This window comes from Halomonas sp. G15 (assembly GCF_021282295.1).
Classification (GTDB): domain Bacteria; phylum Pseudomonadota; class Gammaproteobacteria; order Pseudomonadales; family Halomonadaceae; genus Halomonas; species Halomonas alimentaria.
This window is the reverse complement of record NZ_JAJSPA010000012.1, coordinates 75,399-98,335: the sequence shown is the minus strand read 5'-3', so window position 1 is coordinate 98,335 and position 22,937 is coordinate 75,399. Positions and strand designations below refer to the sequence as shown.

General features: G+C 68.6%; 25 protein-coding genes and 1 pseudogene. 5 read left to right on the top strand and 21 right to left on the bottom strand.

Features of this window, described 5'->3' with window-relative positions; translation table 11 throughout:
- The 5 genes from LWH48_RS08060 to LWH48_RS08040 all read right to left on the bottom strand — a co-directional run.
- Positions 1–433: universal stress protein (locus LWH48_RS08060; protein ID WP_232912176.1), on the bottom strand; the 433-nt coding region annotated here is incomplete at its 3' end.
- A 17-nt stretch (positions 434–450) separates the two neighbouring features.
- A complete protein-coding gene (locus tag LWH48_RS08055) occupies positions 451–1,734 on the bottom strand; it encodes a TRAP transporter large permease (protein ID WP_232912175.1) in 1,284 nt (427 codons plus the stop codon).
- Positions 1,735–1,764: 30 nt separating this feature from the next.
- Positions 1,765–2,343 (bottom strand): TRAP transporter small permease, encoded by a 579-nt coding sequence (locus tag LWH48_RS08050; protein ID WP_161431842.1) that lies wholly within the window; start codon positions 2,341–2,343, stop codon positions 1,765–1,767.
- A 180-nt stretch (positions 2,344–2,523) separates the two neighbouring features.
- Entirely contained in the window at positions 2,524–3,546 is a 1,023-nt protein-coding gene (locus LWH48_RS08045; protein ID WP_161431841.1) for a TRAP transporter substrate-binding protein, read from the bottom strand.
- 93 nt (positions 3,547–3,639) lie between these two features.
- On the bottom strand, positions 3,640–4,176 hold the full coding sequence (locus LWH48_RS08040; protein WP_232912174.1) for a TIGR02444 family protein: 537 nt from the start codon (positions 4,174–4,176) through the stop codon (positions 3,640–3,642).
- Positions 4,177–4,226: 50 nt separating this feature from the next.
- Between LWH48_RS08040 and abc-f the strand changes: the two genes are divergently transcribed.
- A complete protein-coding gene (gene abc-f / locus LWH48_RS08035) occupies positions 4,227–6,170 on the top strand; it encodes a ribosomal protection-like ABC-F family protein (protein WP_232912173.1) in 1,944 nt (647 codons plus the stop codon).
- On the opposite strand, the gene dtd is transcribed toward abc-f, so the two are convergent.
- The 4 genes from dtd to thiD form a co-directional block, all read right to left on the bottom strand.
- Complete coding sequence (gene dtd, locus LWH48_RS08030) at positions 6,167–6,604, bottom strand: D-aminoacyl-tRNA deacylase (RefSeq protein ID WP_161431839.1); 438 nt, start codon at positions 6,602–6,604, stop codon at positions 6,167–6,169. The genes abc-f and dtd overlap by 4 nt on opposite strands.
- 51 nt (positions 6,605–6,655) lie before the next feature.
- On the bottom strand, positions 6,656–7,225 hold the full coding sequence (locus LWH48_RS08025) for a chalcone isomerase family protein (protein ID WP_232912172.1): 570 nt from the start codon (positions 7,223–7,225) through the stop codon (positions 6,656–6,658).
- A gap of 78 nt (positions 7,226–7,303) precedes the next feature.
- Positions 7,304–8,149: a universal stress protein gene (locus LWH48_RS08020; protein ID WP_161431837.1), complete on the bottom strand. Its 846-nt coding sequence runs from the start codon at positions 8,147–8,149 to the stop codon at positions 7,304–7,306.
- 90 nt (positions 8,150–8,239) lie between these two features.
- Positions 8,240–9,052 (bottom strand): bifunctional hydroxymethylpyrimidine kinase/phosphomethylpyrimidine kinase, encoded by an 813-nt coding sequence (thiD, locus tag LWH48_RS08015; RefSeq protein WP_232912171.1) that lies wholly within the window; start codon positions 9,050–9,052, stop codon positions 8,240–8,242.
- 66 nt (positions 9,053–9,118) lie between these two features.
- On the opposite strand from thiD, the gene LWH48_RS08010 reads away from it, so the two are divergent.
- Positions 9,119–9,550: a YqaA family protein gene (locus LWH48_RS08010; protein ID WP_232912170.1), complete on the top strand. Its 432-nt coding sequence runs from the start codon at positions 9,119–9,121 to the stop codon at positions 9,548–9,550.
- 14 nt (positions 9,551–9,564) lie between these two features.
- Here LWH48_RS08010 and LWH48_RS08005 read toward each other — a convergent pair whose 3' ends face one another.
- The 5 genes from LWH48_RS08005 to LWH48_RS07985 form a co-directional block, all read right to left on the bottom strand.
- Positions 9,565–10,980: a TRAP transporter large permease gene (locus LWH48_RS08005; protein ID WP_232912169.1), complete on the bottom strand. Its 1,416-nt coding sequence runs from the start codon at positions 10,978–10,980 to the stop codon at positions 9,565–9,567.
- The gene (locus LWH48_RS08000) at positions 10,980–11,525 is read right to left on the bottom strand and encodes a TRAP transporter small permease subunit (protein WP_232912168.1); all 546 of its coding nucleotides are present in this window, start codon (positions 11,523–11,525) and stop codon (positions 10,980–10,982) included. Before LWH48_RS08000 ends, LWH48_RS08005 begins: the two co-directional genes overlap by 1 nt.
- Positions 11,526–11,605: 80 nt before the next feature.
- On the bottom strand, positions 11,606–12,430 hold the full coding sequence (locus LWH48_RS07995) for an endonuclease/exonuclease/phosphatase family protein (RefSeq protein WP_232912167.1): 825 nt from the start codon (positions 12,428–12,430) through the stop codon (positions 11,606–11,608).
- Between the two features lies 1 nt (position 12,431).
- Positions 12,432–13,064 (bottom strand): thiol:disulfide interchange protein DsbA/DsbL, encoded by a 633-nt coding sequence (locus tag LWH48_RS07990; RefSeq protein WP_232912166.1) that lies wholly within the window; start codon positions 13,062–13,064, stop codon positions 12,432–12,434.
- Positions 13,065–13,226: 162 nt separating this feature from the next.
- Positions 13,227–13,847 carry a c-type cytochrome gene (locus LWH48_RS07985; protein ID WP_232912165.1) on the bottom strand — a complete coding sequence of 207 codons (621 nt, stop codon included), beginning with the start codon at positions 13,845–13,847 and terminating at the stop codon, positions 13,227–13,229.
- A gap of 233 nt (positions 13,848–14,080) precedes the next feature.
- Between LWH48_RS07985 and yihA the strand changes: the two genes are divergently transcribed.
- On the top strand, positions 14,081–14,698 hold the full coding sequence (gene yihA / locus LWH48_RS07980) for a ribosome biogenesis GTP-binding protein YihA/YsxC (protein WP_232912164.1): 618 nt from the start codon (positions 14,081–14,083) through the stop codon (positions 14,696–14,698).
- Between the two features lie 87 nt (positions 14,699–14,785).
- On the opposite strand, the gene LWH48_RS07975 is transcribed toward yihA, so the two are convergent.
- The 7 genes and pseudogenes from LWH48_RS07975 to argH all read right to left on the bottom strand — a co-directional run bounded on the left by LWH48_RS07975 (position 14,786) and on the right by argH (position 20,932).
- Positions 14,786–15,511, bottom strand: coding sequence for an HAD family hydrolase (locus tag LWH48_RS07975; protein WP_161431828.1), 726 nt, complete (start codon positions 15,509–15,511; stop codon positions 14,786–14,788).
- A complete protein-coding gene (locus LWH48_RS07970) occupies positions 15,508–16,425 on the bottom strand; it encodes a tyrosine recombinase XerC (protein ID WP_232912163.1) in 918 nt (305 codons plus the stop codon). The genes LWH48_RS07975 and LWH48_RS07970 overlap by 4 nt, the downstream gene beginning before the upstream one ends.
- Entirely contained in the window at positions 16,418–17,134 is a 717-nt protein-coding gene (locus LWH48_RS07965) for a DUF484 family protein (RefSeq protein ID WP_232912162.1), read from the bottom strand. The genes LWH48_RS07970 and LWH48_RS07965 overlap by 8 nt, the downstream gene beginning before the upstream one ends.
- A 39-nt stretch (positions 17,135–17,173) precedes the next feature.
- A complete protein-coding gene (gene dapF / locus LWH48_RS07960; protein ID WP_232912161.1) occupies positions 17,174–18,022 on the bottom strand; it encodes a diaminopimelate epimerase in 849 nt (282 codons plus the stop codon).
- On the bottom strand, positions 18,022–19,308 hold the full coding sequence (lysA, locus tag LWH48_RS07955; RefSeq protein WP_232912160.1) for a diaminopimelate decarboxylase: 1,287 nt from the start codon (positions 19,306–19,308) through the stop codon (positions 18,022–18,024). The genes dapF and lysA overlap by 1 nt, the downstream gene beginning before the upstream one ends.
- An 89-nt stretch (positions 19,309–19,397) precedes the next feature.
- Positions 19,398–19,514, bottom strand: a pseudogene (gene lptM, locus LWH48_RS18445) (LPS translocon maturation chaperone LptM); the annotation flags it as partial.
- Positions 19,514–20,932 carry an argininosuccinate lyase gene (gene argH, locus LWH48_RS07945; protein ID WP_161431822.1) on the bottom strand — a complete coding sequence of 473 codons (1,419 nt, stop codon included), beginning with the start codon at positions 20,930–20,932 and terminating at the stop codon, positions 19,514–19,516. The pseudogene lptM and the gene argH, both read right to left, overlap by 1 nt.
- A 266-nt stretch (positions 20,933–21,198) precedes the next feature.
- On the opposite strand from argH, the gene hemC reads away from it, so the two are divergent.
- Positions 21,199–22,140, top strand: coding sequence for a hydroxymethylbilane synthase (gene hemC / locus LWH48_RS07940; protein WP_161431821.1), 942 nt, complete (start codon positions 21,199–21,201; stop codon positions 22,138–22,140).
- 5 nt (positions 22,141–22,145) lie between these two features.
- Positions 22,146–22,937, top strand: coding sequence for a uroporphyrinogen-III synthase (locus tag LWH48_RS07935; protein ID WP_232912177.1), 792 nt, complete (start codon positions 22,146–22,148; stop codon positions 22,935–22,937).

Below are 22,937 nucleotides of genomic sequence, written 5' to 3'. Positions count from 1 at the left end.
GGGTGGGGCAGTGGGCAGAGCCCGCCACGCGCTGGGAGACGCTGCCCAGCAGCAGGCTCTTGTCGCCGTTGGTGCCCTGGGCGCCGATCACGATCAGGTCGCACTCGCGCTTGCGGGCGAAGCGCACGATGGTACGCGAGGGACGCCCGCCCTTGACGAAGGCGCGCAGCTTGTCGGCCGGCACTCCCATCTCGATGGCCTGGTTCTTGGCATGCACGGCGATCTCGGTGGCGTACTCCTTGAGGGCGTCGTCGGGTATCTCCAGCTTGTCGGGGCGCACCATGGAGAGCGATGCCTCGAGCAGGCTGTGGTGCTTGAACACGCACAGCAGGTAGAGCTCCGCTCCGGTCAGCAGCTGCAGCCCCACGCCCTTCTCGAGTGCCTTGAGCGCGCCCTTGGAGCCATCCACCGGGACCAGGATCCGATTGAACATGGTTCACTCTCCTTGGATCAGTTGAACGCCACGTCGCGCAGGAACAGGGCGATCTGCGGGAACATGATCAGCAGCGCCGCGGCCAGTACCAGCATGAAGATGAAGGGTGGCGTGCCCTTGATCACGTCCAGGTAGGGGCGCTTGAAGATCGCGATGGCGGTGAAGATGTCACAGCCGAAGGGTGGCGTGGCCGAGCCGATGGCGACCTGCAGGGTGATCAGGATACCCACCAGCACCGGATCGAGGCCGGTAGCGGCGATCGCCGGGGCGAAGATCGGCGTCAGCACCAGGATCACCACGATGGGATCGACGAACATGCAGGCCACGAAGAAGGAGATGCAGATCGCGATCAGCACGCCGGTAGGTCCGGCCTCGTTGATGCCCACGGCCTCCAGGATCGCCTGGGGAATCTGCGCGAAGGAGATGATCCAGGAGAAGCCGTTGCCCGCCGCTACCAGGATGAACACCACCGCGGTGATCAGGCCGGTGGACTTGGCGATGGCGTAGATATGCTGCATTTTCAGCGAACGGAAGATGACGAATTCCAGGAAGACCGCGTAGAGCACGCAGGCCGCCGCGGCCTCGGTGGGGCTGAAGACGCCGCCGTAGATGCCGCCGACGATGATCACCGGGAAACCCAGCGGCCACAGCGCCTGGCGCACCGCGGTGAGGCGTTCACTCCAGTTCGCCCGGGCCTCGGTGGGAACGTCGCGGATCACGGCGTAGGCGATACAGTAGGCGGAAAACATGGCCAGGATCATCAGCCCCGGGCCGATGCCGGCGATGAACAGTTCGGCGATGGAGGTCTCGGAGATGACCCCGTAGATGATCATGCCGATGCTCGGCGGGATCAAGAAGGCGATATCGCTGGCGTTGATGATCAGCGCCAGGGTGAAGGAGTCGGAGTAGCCGGCCTTTAGCATCTTGGGCCGCAGGGGCGAGCCCACCGCCACCACGGTGGCCTGGGTAGAGCCCGAGACGGCGCCGAACAGGGTGCAGGAGGTGGCGGTGGAGACCGCCAGGCCACCCTTTATATGGCCGATGAAGGACATCACCATGGCGATCAGGCGGTCGGCCGACTGGCCGCGGGTCATGATGTCGGCGGCGAGGATGAACATCGGCACCGCGATCAGCGACGCGGGCCGGATACCGGCCATCATCTGCTGGATCAGGGTATCCATCTGCCCCAGGCCGTTGAACATCATGAAGAAGCCGATCACCGCGGCGGTGATCAGCGGGATCATCATCGGAAAGCCCAGCAACAGCAGGGCGATCATGGTGCAAACCATTATTGTGGTCATAGTGCGTTCCCCCGAGCGTAGCGCCCTGCGTCAGACTTCCGTTTCCGTGTCCTTGTAGCCATCGACCACGCCGGTCGACAGGTAGACATCCCTTGAGGTCATGTTCTTGATGGCGGTGAGCAGGTACTGGATGCCGGTGATCAAAAAGCCCAGTGGCGCCCAGACATAGATCAGCCAGATCGGAAAGCCCAGTGCCGGCAGTACCCGACCCTTGGACTGGAGGTCGAGGATATAGATGAGCGAGTAGTAGAGCAGGAAGAACATCACCAGCGAGGTGAACAGGGCGATGAAGATCATCAGGGCACGGCGGCCGCCCACCGGCAGCGCATCGTAGATGGCCGACATGCGGATGTGGCGGCCGTGGCGCGCCGCATAGCCGATGCCGGCGAAGGTGATCATGATGATCAGGATGCGGTTGATCTCGCCGGTAAAGAAGATGCTGTCGCCGAGCACGAAGCGGGCGATGACGTTGGCGATGGTGTTGATGGCCATCAGCAGCACGCCCATGGCCAGCAGCACCGCCTCCAGCTTGCTGATCAGGGTATCGATGACGCCCAGCGGGCCGGGCAGGCCCGAGCGATAGGCGTTTTCGGCTTCTTCATCTGTCATGGCTGCACTCCCTTCAGCATGCAGTGGGTTGTTGGCCGTGTATCAAGCAACGGCTTCTCGACTGTCAGGATACGGCCCGTGAGCCCGCTAGTGTGGTCTGAGGGTCAACGCTGGGTGCACGCAACGAACAAGGGGGTGACCCGCTATGGGCCACCCCCTGTCATGGCGACGGGAAGCGAATTACTCCTCGTCGGAGGTCACGGCCTCGAGGTCAGCCTTGAACTGCTCGAGCAGCTCCTGGCCCTGCTCGCCGGCCATCTCGACGAACTTCTCCTCGACCTGCGGTGCCTGCTCCTTGAGCTTGGCGATCTGCTCGTCATCCAGGCGGGTGACGGTGCAGTTGTCGCAGGCTTCCGTGATCTTGTTGAGCGACTCCTCGGCCAGGCCCTGGATATGCTCGATGGTGTGGTCGTAGGCCGCACCGGAGGCTTCGCGTACGAGTTCCTTGTCTTCGTCGGAGAGACCCTCGAAGAAGTCCTGGTTGGCCATCATGGCGGTGGTGAACCAGCCGTGGCCGGTAAAGGTCAGGTGCGGGGAGACCTCATAGAGGCCACCGGACTCGATCCAGAAGATGGGGTTCTCCTGGCCGTCGAGGATGCCGGTCTGCAGGCCGCCGTAGACCTCACCCCAGGGCAGCGGCGTGGGCGTCGCGCCGAAGGCGTTGTAGGTCTCGGAGAGCAGCGGGTTGGTCATCACGCGGATCTTCTTGTTCTGGAAGTCATCCACGGATTCGATGGGCTCGTCGGTGGTGATCACCATCTCGCCCTCGGGGTACATCTTGAGCAGCTCCAGGCCCTGCTCGGCGTAGAGCTCCGGGAACATCTCGTTGATGGCCTTGCTCTCGTCGAAGAACTCGAGCACCGTCTCCATCTCGGTGGGCAGCAGATAGGGGATGAAGAAGATCTGTGCCGACGGGATCAGCGAGCCGGTGAAGCCCGGCGACTGGTTGACGAACTGCAGGATGCCGTTCTGGGTCTGCTCCATGATGTCGTCGGACTCGCCCAGCTCGCCGAAGCGGTAGATCTGCACGCTGTGGTCGGAGTTCTCCTCGACATACTCCTTGAAGGCCACGGCGAAGACGTCCTGCACGTCGCCTTCGTACTCCTCGTGGGCGTAGCGCCAGTTGTCTGCCATGGCGGCGGAGGTCATGCCGAACATCAGTGCGCCGATACCGGCGGTGGTCAACAGCTTGTGTGACTTCATTCTTGTGGTCCCTCTGCAGGTTTTGCCCGGGGCGGCGCAAGCGCTCGCCACGCGGCATCTGGTGAATTCACATTCACACGGCTGATTTTCAGGCTAGCGTGGGCCCCGGGGAGGGTCAAGGCGCATCACCAGGCTATTGAGCGTTGAAAGATGGGCTTTTTTCTTCAGTTGCAGGACATTCGAAAGAAGTTCCTGCGGCGCCGGGTCGCCCGCAGCGAGCGGGCGCAGCGGCCCGGTCATCGCCACGGCCTGCAGGCGGGCGAGCGTCTCGCGCTCGGCCTGCAGCTCGGCCCGCTTGAGGGTCTCGCGCAGCTGGGCCACGCCATGGTGCTCGGCGGCGGCAGCCTTGAGCTCGCGGCGCAGCCGCCGCAGCGGGGTGGTGATCTCGCGCTGCCAGCGGCGCACCTTCGCGAGGGCCGTCTCGCTGCCCGGCTCCGGGATGGCGCCGTGGTGCAGCAGCCAACAGCGCCACAGCAGCTCGCAGACGTCGACGCCTGCCTCATCCTGCAGTTGCAGGCAGGCGGCCTCGACGCCCGGGCGTGCATAGAGCGCCAGGGCGAAGGGCCAGAGTGGCGACTCGGCGAGTCGGCACCGCAAGGCGGCCAGCATTTCGGTAGAATCGTCGGTCATGGTTTTTTCGTCGCCGCGTCGAGCGGCGGCCGCATCCTCGTGGAGCCCGCATGATCGCACTGCGCCAAGTTTCCCTGCAACGCGGCACCCAGGCCCTGCTGGAGGGCGCCGACCTCACCCTGCACGCCGGCCACAAGGCGGGCATCGTCGGCCCCAACGGGGCCGGCAAGTCGAGCCTGTTCAAGCTGCTGCTCGGCGAGCTGGCGCCGGATCGTGGCGAGGTCGAGATGAGTGGCGGCCAGCGCATCGCCCATATGGCCCAGGAGGTGGAGGCGCTGGACCGCTCGTTGCTCGATCACGTCCTTGACGGCCATGCCGAGCTGCGTCGGGCCGAGGCGGCCCTGGAGGCCGCCAGGGAGGCGGGCGACGACCATCGCGAGGCGGAGCTGCACGGTGTCATCGAGGCACTCGACGGCTACAGCGCCCCGGCCAGGGCCGCCCAGCTGCTGGTGGGCCTGGGCTTTTCGCAGGCCGACCTCGATCGCCCCCTGGCATCCTTCTCCGGCGGCTGGCGGATGCGCGTCAACCTGGCACGCACCCTGTTCATGCCCTCTGATCTGCTGCTGCTCGACGAGCCCACCAACCACCTCGACCTCGACGCCTTGCTGTGGCTGGAGCAGTGGCTGACGCGCTATCCCGGCACGCTGCTGCTGATCTCCCACGACCGTGACTTCCTGGATGCGGTGTGCGACTGCATCGTGCACTTCGATCGCCGCTCGCTGGTGCTCTATCGCGGCAACTACACCACCTTCGAGCGCACCCGGGCCGAGAAGCTGGCCCTGCAGCAGGCCGAGGCCGCCAAGCAGCAGGCGCGACGCGAGGAGATCGAGCGCTTCGTGGCGCGCTTCCGTGCCAAGGCCACCAAGGCGCGCGCCGCCCAGAGCCGTCTGAAGATGCTCGAGCGCATGGGCGATATCGCCGTGGCTCACGCCGACTCGCCCTTTCACTTCACCCTGCCCGCCGCGGAGAAGACCTCCCACCCGTTGCTGGTGCTGGACGAGGCGCGGCTGGGCTATCGCGACGAGGCGGGCCATGAGTCGGTACAGCTCGACAACGTCAGGCTGACGCTGCTGCCCGGGCAGCGTATCGGCCTGCTGGGTCCCAACGGCGCCGGCAAGTCGACCCTGATCAAGTCGCTGATCGGTGAACTGCCGCTGCTCGCCGGCAAGCGGGTGGCCGGCGAGCACCTCAAGGTCGGCTACTTCGCCCAGCACCAGCTCGAGGGGCTGGATCTCGCCTCCACCCCCTTCATGCATGTGCAGCGTCTCTCGCCCACCGCCAGCGACCAGGAGATCCGCAACTTCCTGGGCGGCTTCGGCTTCCCGGGCAACGATGTGTTCGGCGAGGTGGGGCGCTTCTCGGGGGGCGAGAAGGCGCGTCTGGCGCTGGCCCTGGTGGCCTGGCAGAAGCCCAACCTGCTGCTGCTCGACGAGCCCACCAACCATCTGGATCTCGAGATGCGCGAGGCGCTGACCGAGGCCCTGGCGGGCTTCGAGGGCACGGTGATCATCGTCTCCCACGACCGCCACCTGCTGCGCGCCAGTGTGGACGAGTTCTGGCGGGTGGCCGACCATCGGGTGGAACCCTTCGATGGCGACCTGGAGGACTATCGCCTGTGGCTCAAGGCGCGCCTGGAGGGCGAGCGGCGTGAGGCCCGCGGCGACAAGGAGGAACGCCAGGTCGAGGAGGGCGCGCCGAAGGAGGATCGCAAGGCGTCGCGTCGTGCCGCCGCCGAGCAGCGCGAGAAGCTGCGCCCGCTGAAGAAGCAGCGCGATCGCGTCGAGCAGACAATGGACAAGGTCCAGTCACAACTCGCCGAGGTGGAAGCGCTGCTGGGTGATGCCGAGCTCTACACCGATTCCGCCCGCAAGGAGGAGCTCACCACGACCCTGGCCCGCCAGGGCGAGCTCAAGTCGCGTCTCGACGACCTGGAGGCGGAGTGGCTATCCGCCGAGGAGGCCCTCGAGGCGATGCAGGCCGAACTGGGCGGCTAGCTTTCGAGCAGGAAGGTCACCGGCCCGTCGTTGACCAGCGTGACCTGCATGTCGGCGGCGAACTCGCCGCTGGCGACCTTCGGCCAGGCCGCCTCGGCGCGCGCCAGCAGGAGGTGGAAGAGGCGGTCGCCCTCGGCGGGCGGCGCAGCGCTTGAGAAGCTGGGTCGCAGCCCCTTGCGGGTATCCGCGGCCAGGGTGAACTGGGAGACCAGCAGCAGGCCGCCATCGACCTGCTGCAGATTGAGGTTCATCTTGCCATCGGCATCGCTGAACACGCGGTAGTGCAGCAGCTTGTGCAGCAGGCGCTCCACGGCGGCCTCGTCGTCGCCCTTCTCTACCCCGACCAGGGCCAGCAGGCCGTGGTCGATGGCGCCCACGGTGCGTCCCTCTACCTCCACGCTGGCGCGGGTCACGCGCTGGATCAACGCCTTCATCCTGAGTCTCCCGACGATCTCGAACGCGCGCAGGGTAGCACGCGGCGAGGCTCAGCCGCGCCCCAGCAGGGCGTCACGGAAGTTCTCCTTGAGCGGCGACGCACCCAGCCAGATGGCGAAGAGTGCCTCGGCCAGGGCCGTGTCTCCGCCCCGGTAGAGCTCCTCGTCGTTCAGTGCCAGGCTGAGTTCCTCGTCACTCCAGGTCAGGGCATAGCGGTCACCGGGCTCGACGCTGCGGTAGGCGCGGGTGAAGGCGTTGAGCCCCGCCAGCAGCTCGCGGTAGCCGGCCTCGCCGAGGTTCTCGCGGACCCGGTCGCGGGTGACGCCGGCGAAGTCGTCGGCCTCGATGGCGTGGAAGTACTCCAGCTCCAGGCGCCGCGGGATCTCGTCCAGGGGGGCGGGCGTCCGGCTCTCCGGCGCCTGGTAGTAGGCCCCGGCATAGGCGTCCCAGATCATGTAACGGAACAGGCCGTGGCCGACCAGATGGAAGGGCTGGCCGTCGACCTCGAGCTGGGTGGTGAAGCGGGCGCCGTTGACCTCCACGCGCTCGCTGGCCTGGGCGCTGGCCGAGGGGGCAAGCAGCATGAGCGCCAGCAGGGAGATAAGGGGAAACAGATGCATGGCAGTGCCTCCAGGGGAAGGGGATCTTCCTGTGCAGACAATGCCACCATGTACAAGTTCTGTCTATTTATTTGCTCGCTACCAGGCACGACACAGCATGATGTCGCAGTGGGGCTCGGCCAGCAGCGACTCCGTGATCTGGCTATGGCGACCCAGCTGGCCGCGGCTGCCCAGCGCCAGCAGGTCGGGCGGCTGGCGACGCAGGCGGTTCATCAGCACCTCCAGGGGCGCGCCCTGCTCCAGCACCAGTTCCACCTCGGGCACGTCGTCGAGCTCGGCCATCAGGCGTTCCACCTCGGTCTCCAGCTGGCTCTGCAGGCGCGCCACCTCGCGGTCGCGCCAGCGGGCGAAGTCGCCGCGGGAGCCGAGCTCGCGCTCACCGGGGATATCCCAGGCGTGGAGCAGGGTCAGGCGGGTGTCGGGAAAGCGGCGCAGGGTCTCGCGCAGGGTGTGGCGGGAGGTGAGCGAGAAGTCCATGGGCAGCAGGATCTCTTCCCAGCCCTGGCTGGCGGTGTGGCTCACCGAGAGCACCGGGCAGGGAGCGCTGCGCAGCACCCGGGCCAGGGTGGTGCCGGCCACCAGATCGGGCTGGCCGCGCTTGCGGTGAGCCCCCAGCACGATCATGTCCACCTCGCGTTCGTGGGCCTCGCGGATGATCTCGGCATAGGGGGAGCCGGTGACCGTCTGCATCAGCACCCGCGGCTCGGGCAGGGCGTAATCCTCGCGGATATCGGTGAGGGTGGCCTGCATGTCCGCCACTACGGCCTCCTCCAGGTCGTGGAGCACGCGGCGTGGCAGGTAGGGGTCGAGCACGTGGATGACGTCGAGACGCGCGCCCTGTTCACCGGCCAGGCGCACCGCCCTGGCGAAGGCGGCGCGGTTCTCGGCCGAGAGGTCGCAGGCAAACAGCAGGGTCGGGGTCATGACGGCTCCTTGGCGTGGCGCCACGGCGGTGTAGACCTTCAGCATGGGAGGCGCCGGCCGGGCCTGCAAGGCGAGATGCGCGAAAGGCCACTACCACCAGGCGTGGAAGTGGTGTACCGGCCCGTGGCCGTGCCCCACATCCAGCCGCCGGCTGGCGGCCAGCGCCGCCCCCAGCCAGTGCTTGGCCGCGGCCACCGCCTCCTCGAGGGCATCGCCTCGGGCGAGGCGTGCGGCGATCGCCGAGGAGAGGGTGCAGCCGGTACCGTGGAGGTTGGCGGTGTCGACCCGCGCCCCCTCGACCCAGCTGGTCGCCTCGGCGGTGATCAGCAGGTCGGGGCACGCCTCGCCGTGCAGGTGGCCGCCCTTGAGCAGGGTGGCCCCGGCGCCCAGCTCACGCAGCGCCGGGGCCATCGCCAGCATGCCGGCGCGGTCGGTCGGCGCCGGGGTGTCCAGCAGCACCGCCGCCTCGGGCAGGTTGGGGGTCACCAGGTCGGCCAGCGGCACCAGCACCTCGCGTACCGCGCGGATGCCGGCGTCGTCGACCAGGATGTCGCCGCTCTTGGCCACCATCACCGGGTCAAGCACCACCCAGCGCGGCCGGCGTCGCGCCAGGGCGTCGCGGATCACCTCGGCCACTTCGCGGCTGGCTACCATGCCGATCTTGACGGCATCGATGCGCACGTCCGCGAGCAGGGTCTCGAGCTGGACGGCGATGAAGTCGGCGGGCACCGGGTGTACCCCGGCCACGCCGCGGGTGTTCTGGGCGGTCAGCGCGGTGATCACGCTGGTAGCATAGGCGCCCAGTGCCGAGAAGGTCTTGAGGTCGGCCTGGATGCCGGCGCCGCCGCTGGGATCGGAGCCGGCGATGGTCAGGGCGTTGGGAATCGTGTCGGGGAGGGTCATCGCGGTCATGTCTTCATGGGATCAACGGAACTGCATCAGCCTACTGCAGGGGCGGAGGGTGCTGCCATGCTGAGTCTCTTCCTGGTGGCCCTGGCCAGCGCCACCCTGCTGCCCGGAGGCTCCGAGGTATGGCTGGCCCGGCTATGGTGTCTGGAACAGCCCGCCCTCGCCCTGTGGGCGGTGGCCACCGCCGGCAACACCCTGGGCAGCCTGGTCAACGTGGCCCTGGGCCGCTATGCGCGCCATTTCCAGGGGCGTCGCTGGTTTCCCGCCTCGCCGGCGAGCCTGGCGCGGGCCGAGCGCTGGTACCTCCGCTTCGGCGAGTGGAGCCTGCTGGCCTCCTGGGTGCCGGTGGTGGGCGACCCGCTCACCGTGCTGGCCGGCCTCTTCCGGTTGCCCTGGTGGCGGGCCATCCTGCTGATCGGCGTGGCCAAGGCGGCGCGCTATGCGCTGGTGCTGTGGCTCGCCGAGGCGTGGCTGGCGCCGCTCTGCCAGTAGCTCGCCGCGCGTGGCTAGAGCACCCCGGGCAGCCAGGTGGCCAGCCCCGGGAACAGCGCCAGCGCCCCCAGCATGCCGAGCTGGATCAGGATGAAGGGCAGCACCCCGCGGTAGATCGCCGAGGTGGGTACCGACTCGGGCGTTACCCCACGCAGGTAGAAGAGCGCGAAGCCGAAGGGCGGTGTCAGGAACGAGGTCTGCAGGTTCACAGCGATCATGATCCCCAGCCAGATGGGGTCGAGCCCCATGGCCAGCAGCACCGGCCCGACGATGGGCACCACCACGAAGGTGATCTCGATGAAGTCGAGGATGAAACCGAGCAGGAAGATCACCAGCATCACCACCAGGGTGGCGCCCACCACGCCGCCGGGCAGCGACTCGAACAGCTCGATGACCAGCTCCTCGCCACCGAAGGCGCGGAATACCAGCGAGAAGAGCGCGGCGCCGATCAGGATCAGGAACACCATGCTGGTGACCTGGGCGGTGGAGTGGACCACCTCGCGCAGCATGCGAAGGTTCAGACGGCGGTTGGTCAGGGCCAGCAGGAAGGCGCCGGCGGCGCCCACCGCCGAGGCCTCGGTAGGCGTGGCGAAGCCGCCGAGGATCGAGCCCAGCACGGCCACGATCAGCAGCACCGGCGGCAGCAGCCCCTTGAGCAGCAGTGGCCAGAGGCTGCCGCGGTGGCCGAGCTCCTCCATCAGTGCCTGTCGGTCCACCGGCGGGGCCACGCTGGGGCGCAGCCAGGCAGTCAGGATCACGTAGACGATATAGGCGGCCACCAGCAGCACGCCCGGGACGAGCGCACCGATGAAGAGGTCGCCCACCGAGAGGGTCCTGGGGCTCCATACGCCCATCGCCAGCTGGGCCTGCTGGTAGGCGTTGGAGAGCACGTCGCCGAGCAGTACCAGGGCGATGGAGGGCGGGATGATCTGGCCCAGGGTACCAGTGGCACAGATGGTGCCGGTGGCCAGCGAGGCGGAGTAGCCGCGCTTGAGCATGGTGGGCAGCGACAGCAGCCCCATGGTCACCACGGTGGCGCCGACGATGCCGGTGGAGGCGGCCAGCAGCATGCCGACCATCACCACCGCGATGCCCAGCCCGCCGCGCAGCGAGCCGAAGGCCAGGGCCATGGCGTCGAGCAGGGTCTCGGCGACCCGCGACTTCTCCAGCAGCACTCCCATCAGCACGAACAGCGGCACCGCCAGCAGGGTCTGGTTGGTCATGATGCCGTAGAGGCGATTGGGCATGGCGCTGAGGTAACCGGCCTCGAAGGGGACGGGAACCCCCAGGTGGGTCAGCGCGAAGCCCAGACCGGCGAAGATCAGGGCGGTGCCCGCCAGCGACAGTGCCACTGGATAGCCGAGCATCAGCACGCCGCAGATGGTGGCAAACAGCACCAGGGGCATCAGTTCGAGCAGCGTCGCGAGCATTACAGCTTCTCCTCGTGGGTCGGCGTATCGGAGGAGAGGCGACCCTTGAGGATCAGCGTCTGGCGGATCAGCTGGGCGATGCCCTGCAGCAGCAGCAGGGCCGCCATCACCAGGATCAGGCTCTTGAGCAGGAACACCGCGGGGATGCCGCCATCCGGGGAGCGCTCGAGGATGGCCCAGCTGCTGCTGACATAGCCGAAGCTGCCGAGCAGGATATACAGAGTGACCGGAAGCAGCAGGAAGAGGGTGCCGAACAGGTCGGTGGAGGCGCGACCCCGAGGCGAGCGCTTGCGATAGAAGATATCGACGCGCACATGGGCGTCATGGCGCAGGGTCCAGGCGGCCCCGAGCATGAATACCATGGCGTGCATGTACATCACCGACTCCTGCAGGGCGATGCTGTGGACGCCGAAGATGTAACGCATCACCACGATGGCGAACTGCACCGCCATCATGGCGAGTACCAGCCAGGCGGTGGCGCGGCCGACAAGGTCGGTCACGGCGTCGAGGCCCCTCAGCAGGCCCAGGTGGCGAGGGTGGGGCATGTCTCCTCCGCTGCCAGTTGATCCGGAGGCGCATCTTCGCCGATTCCCCGGCCAGCGTCACCTATCCGCGGCCAACGCGGTCAGTCCTGGTGGTCCTTGAGGCGTGGGGTGAGGGCCTTCAGGCAAGCCGCCGGCAGGCGAATATCCACGGCAATCGGCAGGTGGTCGGAGAACAGGTGGTCGAGCACGCGGACCTCGTCGGCCTCCAGGGAATTGGAGAGAAGGATATGGTCCAGGGCACGGCGTGGCTGCCAGGAGGGATAGCTGAGTGGCGGCCGTACCGGGTGCAGCGGCAGCGCGGCGATGAAGCGCTGGTGGCCGTGGAGCTGCTCGGGGGTACAGTTGAGGTCGCCCATCACCACCACATGGCGCAACGGCTGGATGATCTCGGAGAGGTAGTCGAGCTGGCGTACCCGGCCTCGGTGGCTCAGCGCCAGGTGGGCGACGAACAGGTGTAGCGCGTCGGGGCCCTCGCCGAAGCGGGCGTGGATGGCGCCGCGTCCGGGTAGCGTGCCGGGGAGCTGGTGCTCCTCGATGCGGGCGGGAGGGAGTCGCGACAGCAGGCCGTTGCTGTGCTGGGCGATGCGGCCCAGATTGCGATTGAGCTGCTGGAAGTGATGGGGGAAGCCGCCATGGGTGGCGAGGTACTCCACCTGGTTGACGTGGCTGGAGCGGAAACTGCCACCGTCGGCCTCCTGAAGGCCGACGATGTCGAAGCGCCCCAGTACCTCGCTGACCATGTCCAGGCGGTGCTGTCGCCGGGGATGAGGCAGCAGGTGCTGCCAGCTGCGGGTCAGGTAGTGGTGGTAGGCCGACGTCTGGATGCCCACCTGCAGGTTGAAGGTGAGCAGCTTGAGATGGCCGCCCTCAAGGGGCGGCATCCTTGCCTCGGCCAGGTGAGACATCTCAGTCTTCACGCTCCTCGCGGACCTTCCCGACCAGGGCCTCGGCGATCTGTGGCATGTTGGCCAGGCTGCCGGCGCTGCTCGGGCTGACCAGGTAGCGGCCGTCGACGATCAGTGCCGGGACGCCCATCAGGCGCATCTTGCGCATGCGGGAGTTGGCCTGGTTGACCTGGCTCTTCACCGCGAAGGAGCCCAGCGCCTGCTGTGCCTCCTCCTCGCTCACGCCGTAGTCGCTGAAGAACTCGGCGATCTCGGCATTCCCGGTCAGGCTGCGGCCCTCCTCGTGAATGGCGTGGAAGAAGTCGTCATGGATGGCTTCGAGGATGCCCAGCTCCTCGGCGGCGTAGAAGGCCAGGGCGTGCTGGTTCCAGTCGCCGCCCATGGTGGCCGGCATACGCTGGAAGCTGACGTCGTCGGGAAGCTCGGCGACCCAGGCGTTGAGCGGCTCCTCGAGGTTGTAGCAGTGGGGGCAGCCGTACCAGAAGGCCTCGGTGACCTCGATCTGGCCCTCGTCCACGCGGGTCTCCACCGGCTCGGGCAGCACCTCGTAGTGCTCACCCTCGACCAGGTTCTGGGCCGAGGCCAGGCCCGGCAGGGCGAGGCCGGCGAGCACGAGCATCAGGGGTTTCAACATGGGCATCTCTCTCCTTGGGATGAATCGCGTCCCGGCGGGCCGGGTGTCGCTGCCTTTGAGCGCGTCGTCGGGCTCGGGTTCCCCACGCACGCTACGGCAAATATGCCAGGGGCGGCCCGAAGGCCGCCCCGACTGTGTGCAGATGCGCTGACCGAGACGGTCTCAGTGCAGGCCCAGCACGTAGTTGGCCACGGCCTCCATGTCGGCATCGCTCATCTTGCTGGCGATGTCGCGCATGATGTTGGCCGGATCATTGGCCCGCTCGCCGGAGGCGAAGGCCTGCAGGGTGGCCAGGGTGTACTCGGGATGCTGGCCGGAGAGCGCCGGGTAGACGGCGGTGCCGATGCCCTGGCCGGTGGGGGTGTGGCAGGCGGCGCAGGCCGGGATGCCCTTGGCCATGTCGCCGGCGCGATACAGTTCGCGACCGCGCTCGACCAGCAGCTCGTCGGGATCCGCCTGGCCCAGGGCCGCGTCCTTGTCGGCATAGAACTTGGCTACGTCCCAGGCGTCCTGGTCGGAGAAGTTGTCGACCTGGCCGGCCATCTGCGGCACCACGCGATTGCCGTCGCGGATGTCCATGATCTGCTTGGCCAGGTAGGAGGCCTGCTGACCCGCCAGGTTGGGGAAGGCGCCGGTGGGACTGATGCCCTCCTGGCCGTGACATGCCGCACAGGCGGCGGCCTTGTCGCGACCGGCTGCCGCATCGGCATCGGCCTCGAGGTCTGCGTGGGCGGCGCCGACGGCGCCCATGGTGATTGCCAGGCTTGCCAGTAACTTTCTCATCGCTAATCCACTATGCCGTTACGTTGTTGACCGGTACGTACCCTGGGTGTCGCCCGGATCGCGACGCCGGCCAGCCTATGGGTTATCGAGCGGGCCAATCGCGGACGTCGTGGGCGCGGTGGTACACTAGCGTGCCCCGGGTCGCAGACAAAAGACACTGTATTATACCGAATCACCCCGCCGGCGGGAATGCAAGCCGCCAGGCCCTTGATCAATGTCAGGAATTCTTGCCCATGGCGCGACTCAACTACCAGACCGCCCGCTTCCTTATCAGCGCTCCGACCCTGGCCAAGTGCCCGGCGGACGACGGTGCCGAGGTGGCCTTCGCCGGCCGCTCGAATGCGGGAAAATCAAGCGCAATCAATACCTTGACCCGGCAGAATGCGCTGGCGAGGATCTCCAAGACGCCTGGGCGGACTCAGCTGATCAACTTCTTCTCGCTGGGTGACAACCTCGACCAACGCCTGGTGGACCTGCCCGGCTATGGATACGCCAAGGTGCCCGAGTCGGTCAAGCTGGAGTGGCAGCGCCACCTCTCCGACTACCTGCAGCGCCGCGCCTCGCTCAAGGGCCTGGTGCTGGTGATGGATGTGCGCCACCCGCTGTCCGAGTTCGACCAGACCATGCTCGGCTGGGCCGATGCCCAGGAGATGCCGGTGCATATCCTGTTGACCAAGGCCGACAAGCTCAAGCGCGGCCCCGCGGCGAGCGCCCTGCAGCAGGTGCGTTCGCGGCTGCGCGAGTGGGAGGACCTGGTGAGTATCCAGCTCTTCTCGTCACTCAAGGGGCAGGGTATCGAGGAGCTCGAGGCGCGCCTGGATGCCTGGCTGCTGGGGCCCACAGAAGCGTAACTTTCGGTCGGAGCTTTCCCGTGGACGGCCTTCTTCGGCTTGTCCACGGCGCTCCTTGCCGGGGTCCACGGCGCTCCTTGCCGGGGGTCAGCTCCGTGCTTCCAGCCAGCGAATCAGCTCCGGCAGCTCGCGCACATGGGCCAGGCGGTGGATGCCCTGGGGCATCGGGCGGTCGTCGGGGCCGATCCACGCCGCGCGCATGCCCAGGCGACGGGCGGGCAGGGCATCCTCCTCCCAGGAGTCGCCCACGTGGAGTGCTCGCGCGGGGTGTACGCCCAGGCGTGACATCGCCAGCAGGAAGGGGCGCGGGTCGGGCTTGGGGGCGAGCAGCTCACCGGCGGCGACGGCCACCGGGAAGTGGCGGCCCAGCGGCAGGCGCGTGACCTCGACGTTGCCGTTGGTGATGCTGGCCAGCCGGTAACGTCGTCCCAGCGCCTCGAGCAGCGTCTCCACCTCAGGGTGCGGTTCCACCTCGTGCCTGAGCGCCATGAAGCGCTCCATGGCCCGGTCCGCCCAGTGTTCGGCGTGTTCATTCGTCAGCCCGTACTCCCCCAGCAGCTCGGCCAGCGCCCGTCGGCGCAGCCAGGTGAAGTCGCCGCGCCGTGGCGGATGGGCGGTGGCCAGGGCCTGGCGGCGCGCCACGAAGGCCTCCAGCGGGAAGCGCGCGGCGAAGCGGCCGCTGGAGGCCTCGGCCGCCTGCTCGGCCAGCGCCGCGTCGAGCCAGGCGTAGTGGCCCTGCTCGGTGCGCGTCATCACGCCGCCGTTGTCCCACAGGGTGTCGTCCAGGTCGAAGGTGATCGCCTCGAGGCTCATGTCGGGGTCTCGTCGTTGTGTCGACGCCGCGCCCGGGGGTGGGCGGCATCGTAGCTGGCCGCCAGGTGCTGCCAGTCGAGGTGGGTATAGACCTGGGTGGTGGAGAGGTTGGCGTGGCCCAGCAGCTCCTGGACGGCGCGCAGGTCCTGGCTCGACTCCAGCAGGTGACTGGCGAAGGAGTGGCGCAGGCGGTGGGGGTGGAGGTGTTCGTCGAGCCCGCGGCGCCTGGCGATCAGCGCCAGGCGCTGCTGGATGGCGCGATGACCCAGCCGGGTACCGCGCTTACCCACGAAAAGGGCGGTCTCGCCGGGGGCGGCCATGGCCGCGCGCACACCGGTCCAGGCCTGCAGCGCCTGGCGGGCACGCGATCCCACCGGAACCTGGCGCGGCTTGCCGCCCTTGCCCAGCACCCGTACCCGCTCGTCGCGCAGGTCGTCGAGGTCGAGCCCCGCCAGCTCCGCCAGGCGCAGGCCGCTGGAGTAGAAGAGTTCGAGCATCGCCTGGTCGCGCACCGCCAGGGGGGAGCCGTCGTGGGGCGTATCCAGGAAGTTCGCCAGGCGATCCACATCCACCGGGCGTGGCAGGTGGCGGGGCTGACGCGGGCTGCGCACCAATGCCACCGGGTTGTGATCGAGGTGGCCCGTGGCGAGCAGGTGGTCGGCCAGGCGCGAGCAGGCCGAGCGGCGCCGGGCCAGGCTGCGTGGCGCCAGGCCCCGGGCCCGCTCGCCGCCCAGGAAGCGCCTCAGCAGGCCGGCATCCAACTGGCGCCATGCCGTCACCTCCTGCTCCTCCAGGAAGTCGAGCAGGCGGGTCAGGTCGCGCCGGTAGGCGTCCAGGGTGGCGAGACTGGCGGTGCGCGCGAGCCTGGCCAGGAAGGCCTCCACCTCGGCGGCGAGCGGTCCGGGGCTAGGCATGCTCGGGGCCGAGGCGTATCAGCAGCCGTGCCACCACGTCGCCCACATATTCGGTGAACAGGGTGTCCATGCTGGCCCGGAAGTGATCGGGATCGGGGCTGGCCAGCACCAGGTACCCCAGCGGCTCGCCCAGGCTCAGCCGGGTGATGGCGCAGGAGCCCGAGCGACGCGGTGCGCTGGTGTGAGGCAGCAGGCGCTTCCAGTCGGTAGGTGTCAGTCGGGTACAGCGGCTGGTGCGGCCGTCCAGCAGCGCCGCCAAGCGTGACCCGGCATGCTCGTCGAGCACCTGGCGTGGGGCCTGGGGCGGGTGCGGTTCGGCATCGGAGAGGCTGGCCGGGCACCACAACGCCACCGCGGGCGTGGCGAAGTGCTCGGCGAGGTGGGTGGCCAGCGCCTGCCCCAGGGCGTCGCGGTCCTGAGCCTCTACCAGCGCCAGCACCAGCTCGCGGGTGCGCCGGTACTGGGCCTCGTTGTGACGCGCCGACTCCAGCAGCTGCTCCAGGCGCCACTCGGCCTGCTCGGCGCGGGTTCTCAGGTCGTGGACCAGGCGCTCGAGCAGCGAGGTGGCGCCGCGCGCCTCGGGGTGGGGCACCTTGAGCTGCTGCAGCAGGCCTTCGCGGCCGACGAAGAAGTCGGGATGGGTGGCCAGCCATTCGGCGACCCGGTCCGGGTCGAGGGTCTTGCGCGGTTCTGGGGCGGCTCGTGACATGCCATCTCCTCGCGGGGTCGCGAAATCGGGTTAGCTCTCTCAGTAAAGCACCAGGCGGCCATCGAAGACGCGCTCGGCGGGGCCGGTCATGAACAGGGGGTAGCCAGGGCCGGCCCACTCGATGGTCAGCTCGCCCCCCGGCAGATGCACGTTGACCGGGCTCTCCAGCACTCCCTGGCGGATGCCGCTGGCCACCGCGGCGCAGGCGCCGGTGCCGCAGGCCAGGGTTTCGCCGCTGCCTCGCTCGTAGACGCGCAGGCGGACCTCGTGCGCCGACACGACCTGCATGAAGCCGGCGTTGACGCGTCTCGGGAAGCGCGGGTGGGCCTCGATGGCCGGCCCCAGACGCTCGACGGGAGCCGTGTCGACGTCGTCGACCCGCAGCACCGCATGGGGGTTGCCCATGGAGACCACACCCACCTCGAGGCGCTCGCCGTCGACGTCCAGGGCGTGCAGTACGCGGTCCTCGGTCGCCTCGAAGGGCTCGGGGGTGAAGGGCAGGGCCTCGGGGGCGAAGCGCGGCTCGCCCATGTCGACCCGGATACGGCCGTCGTCCTCCACCTTCAGCACCAGGGGGCCGCCGGCGGTCTCCACGTGGATCTCGCGCTTGTGGGTCAGGCGCTGGTCGCGCACGAAGCGGGCGAAGCAGCGCGCGCCGTTGCCGCAGTTCTCCACCTCGCTGCCGTCGGCGTTGTAGATGCGATAGCGGAAGTCCATGTCCGGGTCCCGGGGCGGCTCGACCACCAGCAGCTGGTCGAAGCCGACACCGAAGCGACGGTTGGCCAGGCGGCGCACCTGGGCGTCGGTGAAGTGGGCGCGCTGGGTCACCAGGTCGACCATCATGAAGTCGTTGCCGAGGCCATGCATCTTGGTGAAGTGCAGCAGCATCAGCGCGCTCCCTCCGGCAGCGGCTCTTCCGGCAGCAGGGACTCGCCCGCCCACAGCTCCTCGAGGCGTTCGCGACGACGCACCAGGTGGGCCTGGTCGCCATCCACCATCACCTCGGCGGGGCGCGGGCGGCTGTTGTAGTTGGAGGCCATCACGAAGCCATAGGCTCCGGCGGAGCGCACCGCCAGCAGGTCGCCGGGGGCGATGGCAAGCTCACGCTCCTTGCCCAGGAAGTCACCGGTCTCGCAGACCGGGCCCACCACGTCGTAGGTGGCGCTCTGCCGCGCACGGCGCGTGTCCACCGGCAGGATCGCCTGCCAGGCCTGGTAGAGCGCGGGACGGATCAGGTCGTTCATGGCGGCGTCGACGATGGCGAAGTTCTTGGTCTCGCCGGGCTTGAGGAACTCCACCCGGGTCAGCAGCACCCCGGCATTGGCGGCGATGGAGCGGCCCGGCTCGAAGAGCAGGGTCAGGCGCTCGCTGCCGGGCCAGCTCGAGAGCCGCTCGAGCAGGGCGGTGGCGTAGTCGAAGGGCGCCGGCGGATGCTCGTCACGGTAGGGCACGCCGAGGCCACCGCCCAGGTCCAGGTGCTCCACCTCGATGCCGCGCTCGCGCAGGGTCTCGAGCAGCACCAGCAGGCGGTCCAGGGCGTCCAGGAAGGGCGAGAGCTCGGTGAGCTGGGAGCCGATATGGCAGTCCAGGCCGGTGATGCGCACGTTGGGGAGCTCGGCGGCCAGCTCGTAGACCGCCAGCGCCTCGTCCACCGGGATGCCGAACTTGTTGTCCTTGAGCCCGGTGGAGATATAGGGGTGGGTGCCGGCGTCGACGTCCGGGTTGACCCGCAGCGACACCGGGGCGACCTTGCCGAGCCGGCCGGCCACGGCGTCGAGGCGCTCGAGCTCGGGGCGCGACTCCACGTTGAAGCACTTGATGCCCACTTCCAGCGCCCGGGCCATCTCGGCCTCCTGCTTGGCCACGCCGGAGAACACCACCTTGGCCGGGTCGCCGCCGGCGGCCAGCACCCGCTCCAGTTCGCCCATCGAGACGATGTCGAAGCCGGCGCCCAGGCGGGCCAGCAGCCCCAGCACCGCCAGATTGGAGTTGGCCTTGACCGCATAGCAGATCAGGTGCGGATGGCTGCCCAGCGCCTCGGTGTAGGCGCGGAAGTGGCGCGCCAGGGTGGCCTTGGAGTAGACGTAGCAGGGCGTGCCGAACTCCTCGGCGATGCGGGTCAGCGGGACCTCCTCGCCGTAGAGCACGCCGTCGTGGTAGTTGAAGTGGTCCATGGCTACTCCTCGTCCCCCCGGGGTTCGGTATCGTCCCGCTCGGTGCTGTCCTGCTCGCTCTGCTCTTCACCCTGCTGGTCATCGCGGGGGCCGTACTGCTCGGCGGCCTGCTCGTCATCGGGCAGGTAGAGCGGCCCCTTCTGGCCACAGCCGGCGAGCCCCAGGATCAGTGCCAGGCCGAGCGCCGGGACGGCAAGTCGGGCCATCAGGCACCTCCTGTCAGGGCAGCGAGGGCCTCGCGGGCCCGCTGGGCGGCGGCGCGTACCTGGTCGGGGGCGGTGCCGCCGATATGGTTGCGGGCGGCTACCGAGCCCTCCAGGGTCAGCACTTCGAAGACGTCCTGCTCTATGGTGTCGGAGAACTGCCGGAGCTCGTCGAGGGTCATCTCGGAGAGGTCCTTGCCTTCGCGGATGCCGAAGGCCACCGACTCGCCGACGATCTCGTGGGCGTCGCGGAAGGCCACCCCCTTGCGCACCAGGTAGTCGGCCAGGTCGGTAGCGGTGGAGAAGCCGCGGCGGGCCGCCTCGGCCATGCTGGCCTTCTTCGGCTCGATGGCGGGGATCATGTCGGCGAAGGCCTTGAGGCAGTCCTTGACCGTGTCCACGGCGTCGAACAGCGGCTCCTTGTCCTCCTGGTTGTCCTTGTTGTAGGCCAGCGGCTGGGACTTCATCAGGGTCAGCAGGCCCATCAGGTGGCCGTAGACGCGGCCGGACTTGCCGCGCACCAGCTCCGGCACGTCGGGGTTCTTCTTCTGCGGCATGATGGATGAGCCGGTGCAGAAGCGGTCGGGCAGGTCGATGAAGTCGAACTGGGCGCTGGTCCACAGCACCAGCTCCTCGCTCATGCGCGACATGTGCATCAGCAGCAGGCTGGCGAAGGCGGTGAACTCGATGGCGAAGTCGCGATCGCTGACCGCGTCGAGGCTGTTCTCGGCGGGGCGCTCGAAGCCCAGCAGCTCGGCGGTGACATGCCGGTCGATGGGGTAGGTGGTGCCGGCCAGCGCGGCGGCGCCCAGCGGCATCACGTTGACCCGCTTGCGGCAGTCGAGAAGCCGCTCGTGATCCCGGGCCAGCATCTCCTGCCAGGCCAGCAGGTGGTGGCCGAAGGTCACCGGCTGGGCGGTCTGCAGGTGGGTGAACCCGGGCATGATGGTGTCGGCCTCGCGGTCGGCGAGCTCGATCAGCCCTTCGCGCAGGCGGGCCAGCTCCATGGCCACCTGGTCGATCTCGTCACGCAGGAAGAGGCGGATATCGGTGGCCACCTGGTCGTTGCGCGAGCGACCGGTATGCAGCTTCTTGCCGGTGATGCCGATCTTCGCGGTCAGCCGTGCCTCGATGTTCATGTGCACGTCCTCGAGCTCCACGGACCACGGGAACTCGCCGCGCTCGATCTCGCCGCGCACCTCGTCGAGCCCCGCGATGATGGCGTCGCGCTCGGCCTCCTCGAGCACGCCGACCCGGGCCAGCATGGTGGCGTGGGCGATGGAGCCCTGGATGTCGTGGAAGGCCAGGCGGCGGTCGAAGGCCTCCGAAGCGGTGAAGCGGGCGACGAAGGCGTCGGTGGGCTCGCTGAAGCGGCCCCCCCAGGACTGGTTGGTGCCGGGGCTGGAAGAGTTCGAGGTCATCGGCTTGGGATCCTGCATGACGGGTTGCGGTTGGCTGGGGGCGAGGGCCCCCCGCGGCCGCCGGTCTCGCGGCGGCAGGCGCGACATGGCAGGAGTGTACCAGAGTCGCCGAGGCAGGCGAGGGGCGCCTGGCCGCCCGGGGCGTGGATTTTTCCTCCTTGGCCGCGTGCTTTATGATGAGGGTAACCGTGCGTCACGCATGCCAACTTCACCGGGTGTCGGCGCTGGCTCGCCGCCAGCGAGGAAACCGGTACAGGGAGAACTTCGTGCAAGCCATCACCAAGCTGCGTATCGCCACGCGCAAGAGTCAACTGGCCATGTGGCAGGCCGAACATGTCCGCGATCGCCTGCTGGCCCTCCATCCCGGCCTCGAGGTGGAGCTGGTGGCCATGTCCACCCGCGGTGACAAGATCCTCGATACCCCGCTGGCCAAGGTGGGCGGCAAGGGGCTCTTCGTGAAGGAGCTCGAGGAGTCGATGCTCGACGGCCGCGCCGATATCGCCGTGCACTCCATGAAGGATGTGCCCATGCACTTCCCCGAGGGGCTTGGCCTCTCGGTGATCCTGGCCGGCGCCGAGGCCACCGATGCCTTCGTCTCCAACCACTACGCCAGCTTCGATGAGCTGCCCGAGGGGGCCCGGGTGGGCACCTCCAGCCTGCGCCGCGGCCTGCAGGTCAAGGAGGCGCGCCCCGACCTGGAGATCCTCAGCCTGCGCGGCAACGTCCAGACCCGGCTGGGCAAGCTCGATGACGGCGAGTTCGATGCCATCATCCTGGCCACCTCCGGCCTGCGTCGCCTGGAGCTGGATGCGCGCATCGCCCAGGAGCTGCCGCCCGAGGTGTGCCTGCCGGCCTGTGGCCAGGGCGCCTTGGGCATCGAGTGTCGCCTCCACGACCCCGAGCTGATCAACCTGCTGGCGCCGCTGGATGATCCCGATACCGCCACCCGGGTGCGCGCCGAGCGCGCCATGAACACCCGCCTCGAGGGGGGCTGCCAGGTGCCCATCGGTGGCCATGCGGTATTCGAGAACGATGGCCAGACCCTGTGGCTGCGCGCCCTGGTGGGCACCCCTGATGGTGCCAGGGTGCTGCGCGCCGAGGGGCGCGGCTCGATCCATGAGCCCGAGGCGCTGGGTATTCGCGTCGCCGAGGAGCTGCTGGAGATGGGCGCCGGGGAGATTCTCGCCGAGGTCTACGGCGCCGGCTGATGGATATTCAGCCGCCGGTGGTGATCACGCGTCCCGGTGAGCGCGGTGCCGTGCTCGCCGCGGCCATCGAGGCGCGCGGGCTACCGGTGGCGCGCCTCGAGGCGATGCGCGTCGAGGCATTGCCCGAGACTCCCGAGCAGCGCGCCGCCTGGCTCGACTTCGACCACTTCCGGCGCGTGGTGGTGGTGAGCCCCTTCGCCGCGGTGTGCCTCGCCGAGGCGCTGGACCGCTACTGGCCCCAGCTGCCACTGGGCATCGACTACTACGCCGTGGGGGCGGCCACCGCCGCCGTCCTGCATGAGCGGCTCGGGGTGCGCGTCCATGTGCCGCCGACGGTCGCCGGCGAGGATACCAGCGAGGCCCTGCTGACCCTGGGCTCCCTGCGCACACTTCACGACGAGAAGATCCTGCTGGTGGCCGGCGAAGGCGGGCGCACCCTGCTGGCCGAGACGCTCACCGAGCGCGGTGCCCGGGTGACCCGTCTGGCCGTCTATCGGCGTACCCTCCAGCCCCCCGAGCCGGCCATGGCCGACTGCCTCGCGGCGGGCGACTTCCGTGCGCTGGTGGTGAGTAGCGGAGAAATCCTCGAATATCTGGCAAGATGGTGTTCAGGCGCCGCCTTGAACCAACCGCTAATCGTTTCCAGCGCCCGGTTGGCTACACTGGCCGGCAAGCTGGGGTTTCGCGACTCCGTGGTGGCGCGTGGCGCCACCCCGACGGCGCTGGCGGCGGCCGTGGCCGATGCCTGTGACCCGCAGGAAGCCGATGTCGATCAAGACGATCTCGAAAAGGGCTAG

What these genes read in the sequence shown, in the direction of transcription:
- LWH48_RS07975 (WP_161431828.1), bottom strand. Translation starts at nt 15,511, where the DNA reads ATGAGCCTCGAGGCGATCACCTTCGACCTGGACGACACCCTGTGGGAC.
- thiD (WP_232912171.1), bottom strand. Translation starts at nt 9,052, where the DNA reads ATGACCCTCCCCGACACGATTCCCAACGCCCTGACCATCGCCGGCTCC.
- LWH48_RS07990 (WP_232912166.1), bottom strand. Translation starts at nt 13,064, where the DNA reads ATGTTGAAACCCCTGATGCTCGTGCTCGCCGGCCTCGCCCTGCCGGGC.
- lysA (WP_232912160.1), bottom strand. Translation starts at nt 19,308, where the DNA reads ATGGACCACTTCAACTACCACGACGGCGTGCTCTACGGCGAGGAGGTC.
- LWH48_RS07985 (WP_232912165.1), bottom strand. Translation starts at nt 13,847, where the DNA reads ATGAGAAAGTTACTGGCAAGCCTGGCAATCACCATGGGCGCCGTCGGC.
- abc-f (WP_232912173.1), top strand. Translation starts at nt 4,227, where the DNA reads ATGATCGCACTGCGCCAAGTTTCCCTGCAACGCGGCACCCAGGCCCTG.
- LWH48_RS07970 (WP_232912163.1), bottom strand. Translation starts at nt 16,425, where the DNA reads ATGCCTAGCCCCGGACCGCTCGCCGCCGAGGTGGAGGCCTTCCTGGCC.
- LWH48_RS08050 (WP_161431842.1), bottom strand. Translation starts at nt 2,343, where the DNA reads ATGACAGATGAAGAAGCCGAAAACGCCTATCGCTCGGGCCTGCCCGGC.
- LWH48_RS08045 (WP_161431841.1), bottom strand. Translation starts at nt 3,546, where the DNA reads ATGAAGTCACACAAGCTGTTGACCACCGCCGGTATCGGCGCACTGATG.
- dapF (WP_232912161.1), bottom strand. Translation starts at nt 18,022, where the DNA reads ATGCTGCTGCACTTCACCAAGATGCATGGCCTCGGCAACGACTTCATG.
- argH (WP_161431822.1), bottom strand. Translation starts at nt 20,932, where the DNA reads ATGACCTCGAACTCTTCCAGCCCCGGCACCAACCAGTCCTGGGGGGGC.
- LWH48_RS07995 (WP_232912167.1), bottom strand. Translation starts at nt 12,430, where the DNA reads ATGTCTCACCTGGCCGAGGCAAGGATGCCGCCCCTTGAGGGCGGCCAT.
- LWH48_RS07965 (WP_232912162.1), bottom strand. Translation starts at nt 17,134, where the DNA reads ATGTCACGAGCCGCCCCAGAACCGCGCAAGACCCTCGACCCGGACCGG.
- LWH48_RS08000 (WP_232912168.1), bottom strand. Translation starts at nt 11,525, where the DNA reads ATGCCCCACCCTCGCCACCTGGGCCTGCTGAGGGGCCTCGACGCCGTG.
- LWH48_RS08010 (WP_232912170.1), top strand. Translation starts at nt 9,119, where the DNA reads ATGCTGAGTCTCTTCCTGGTGGCCCTGGCCAGCGCCACCCTGCTGCCC.
- LWH48_RS08020 (WP_161431837.1), bottom strand. Translation starts at nt 8,149, where the DNA reads ATGACCCCGACCCTGCTGTTTGCCTGCGACCTCTCGGCCGAGAACCGC.
- dtd (WP_161431839.1), bottom strand. Translation starts at nt 6,604, where the DNA reads ATGAAGGCGTTGATCCAGCGCGTGACCCGCGCCAGCGTGGAGGTAGAG.
- LWH48_RS08055 (WP_232912175.1), bottom strand. Translation starts at nt 1,734, where the DNA reads ATGACCACAATAATGGTTTGCACCATGATCGCCCTGCTGTTGCTGGGC.
- LWH48_RS08005 (WP_232912169.1), bottom strand. Translation starts at nt 10,980, where the DNA reads ATGCTCGCGACGCTGCTCGAACTGATGCCCCTGGTGCTGTTTGCCACC.
- LWH48_RS08040 (WP_232912174.1), bottom strand. Translation starts at nt 4,176, where the DNA reads ATGACCGACGATTCTACCGAAATGCTGGCCGCCTTGCGGTGCCGACTC.
- LWH48_RS08025 (WP_232912172.1), bottom strand. Translation starts at nt 7,225, where the DNA reads ATGCATCTGTTTCCCCTTATCTCCCTGCTGGCGCTCATGCTGCTTGCC.
- yihA (WP_232912164.1), top strand. Translation starts at nt 14,081, where the DNA reads ATGGCGCGACTCAACTACCAGACCGCCCGCTTCCTTATCAGCGCTCCG.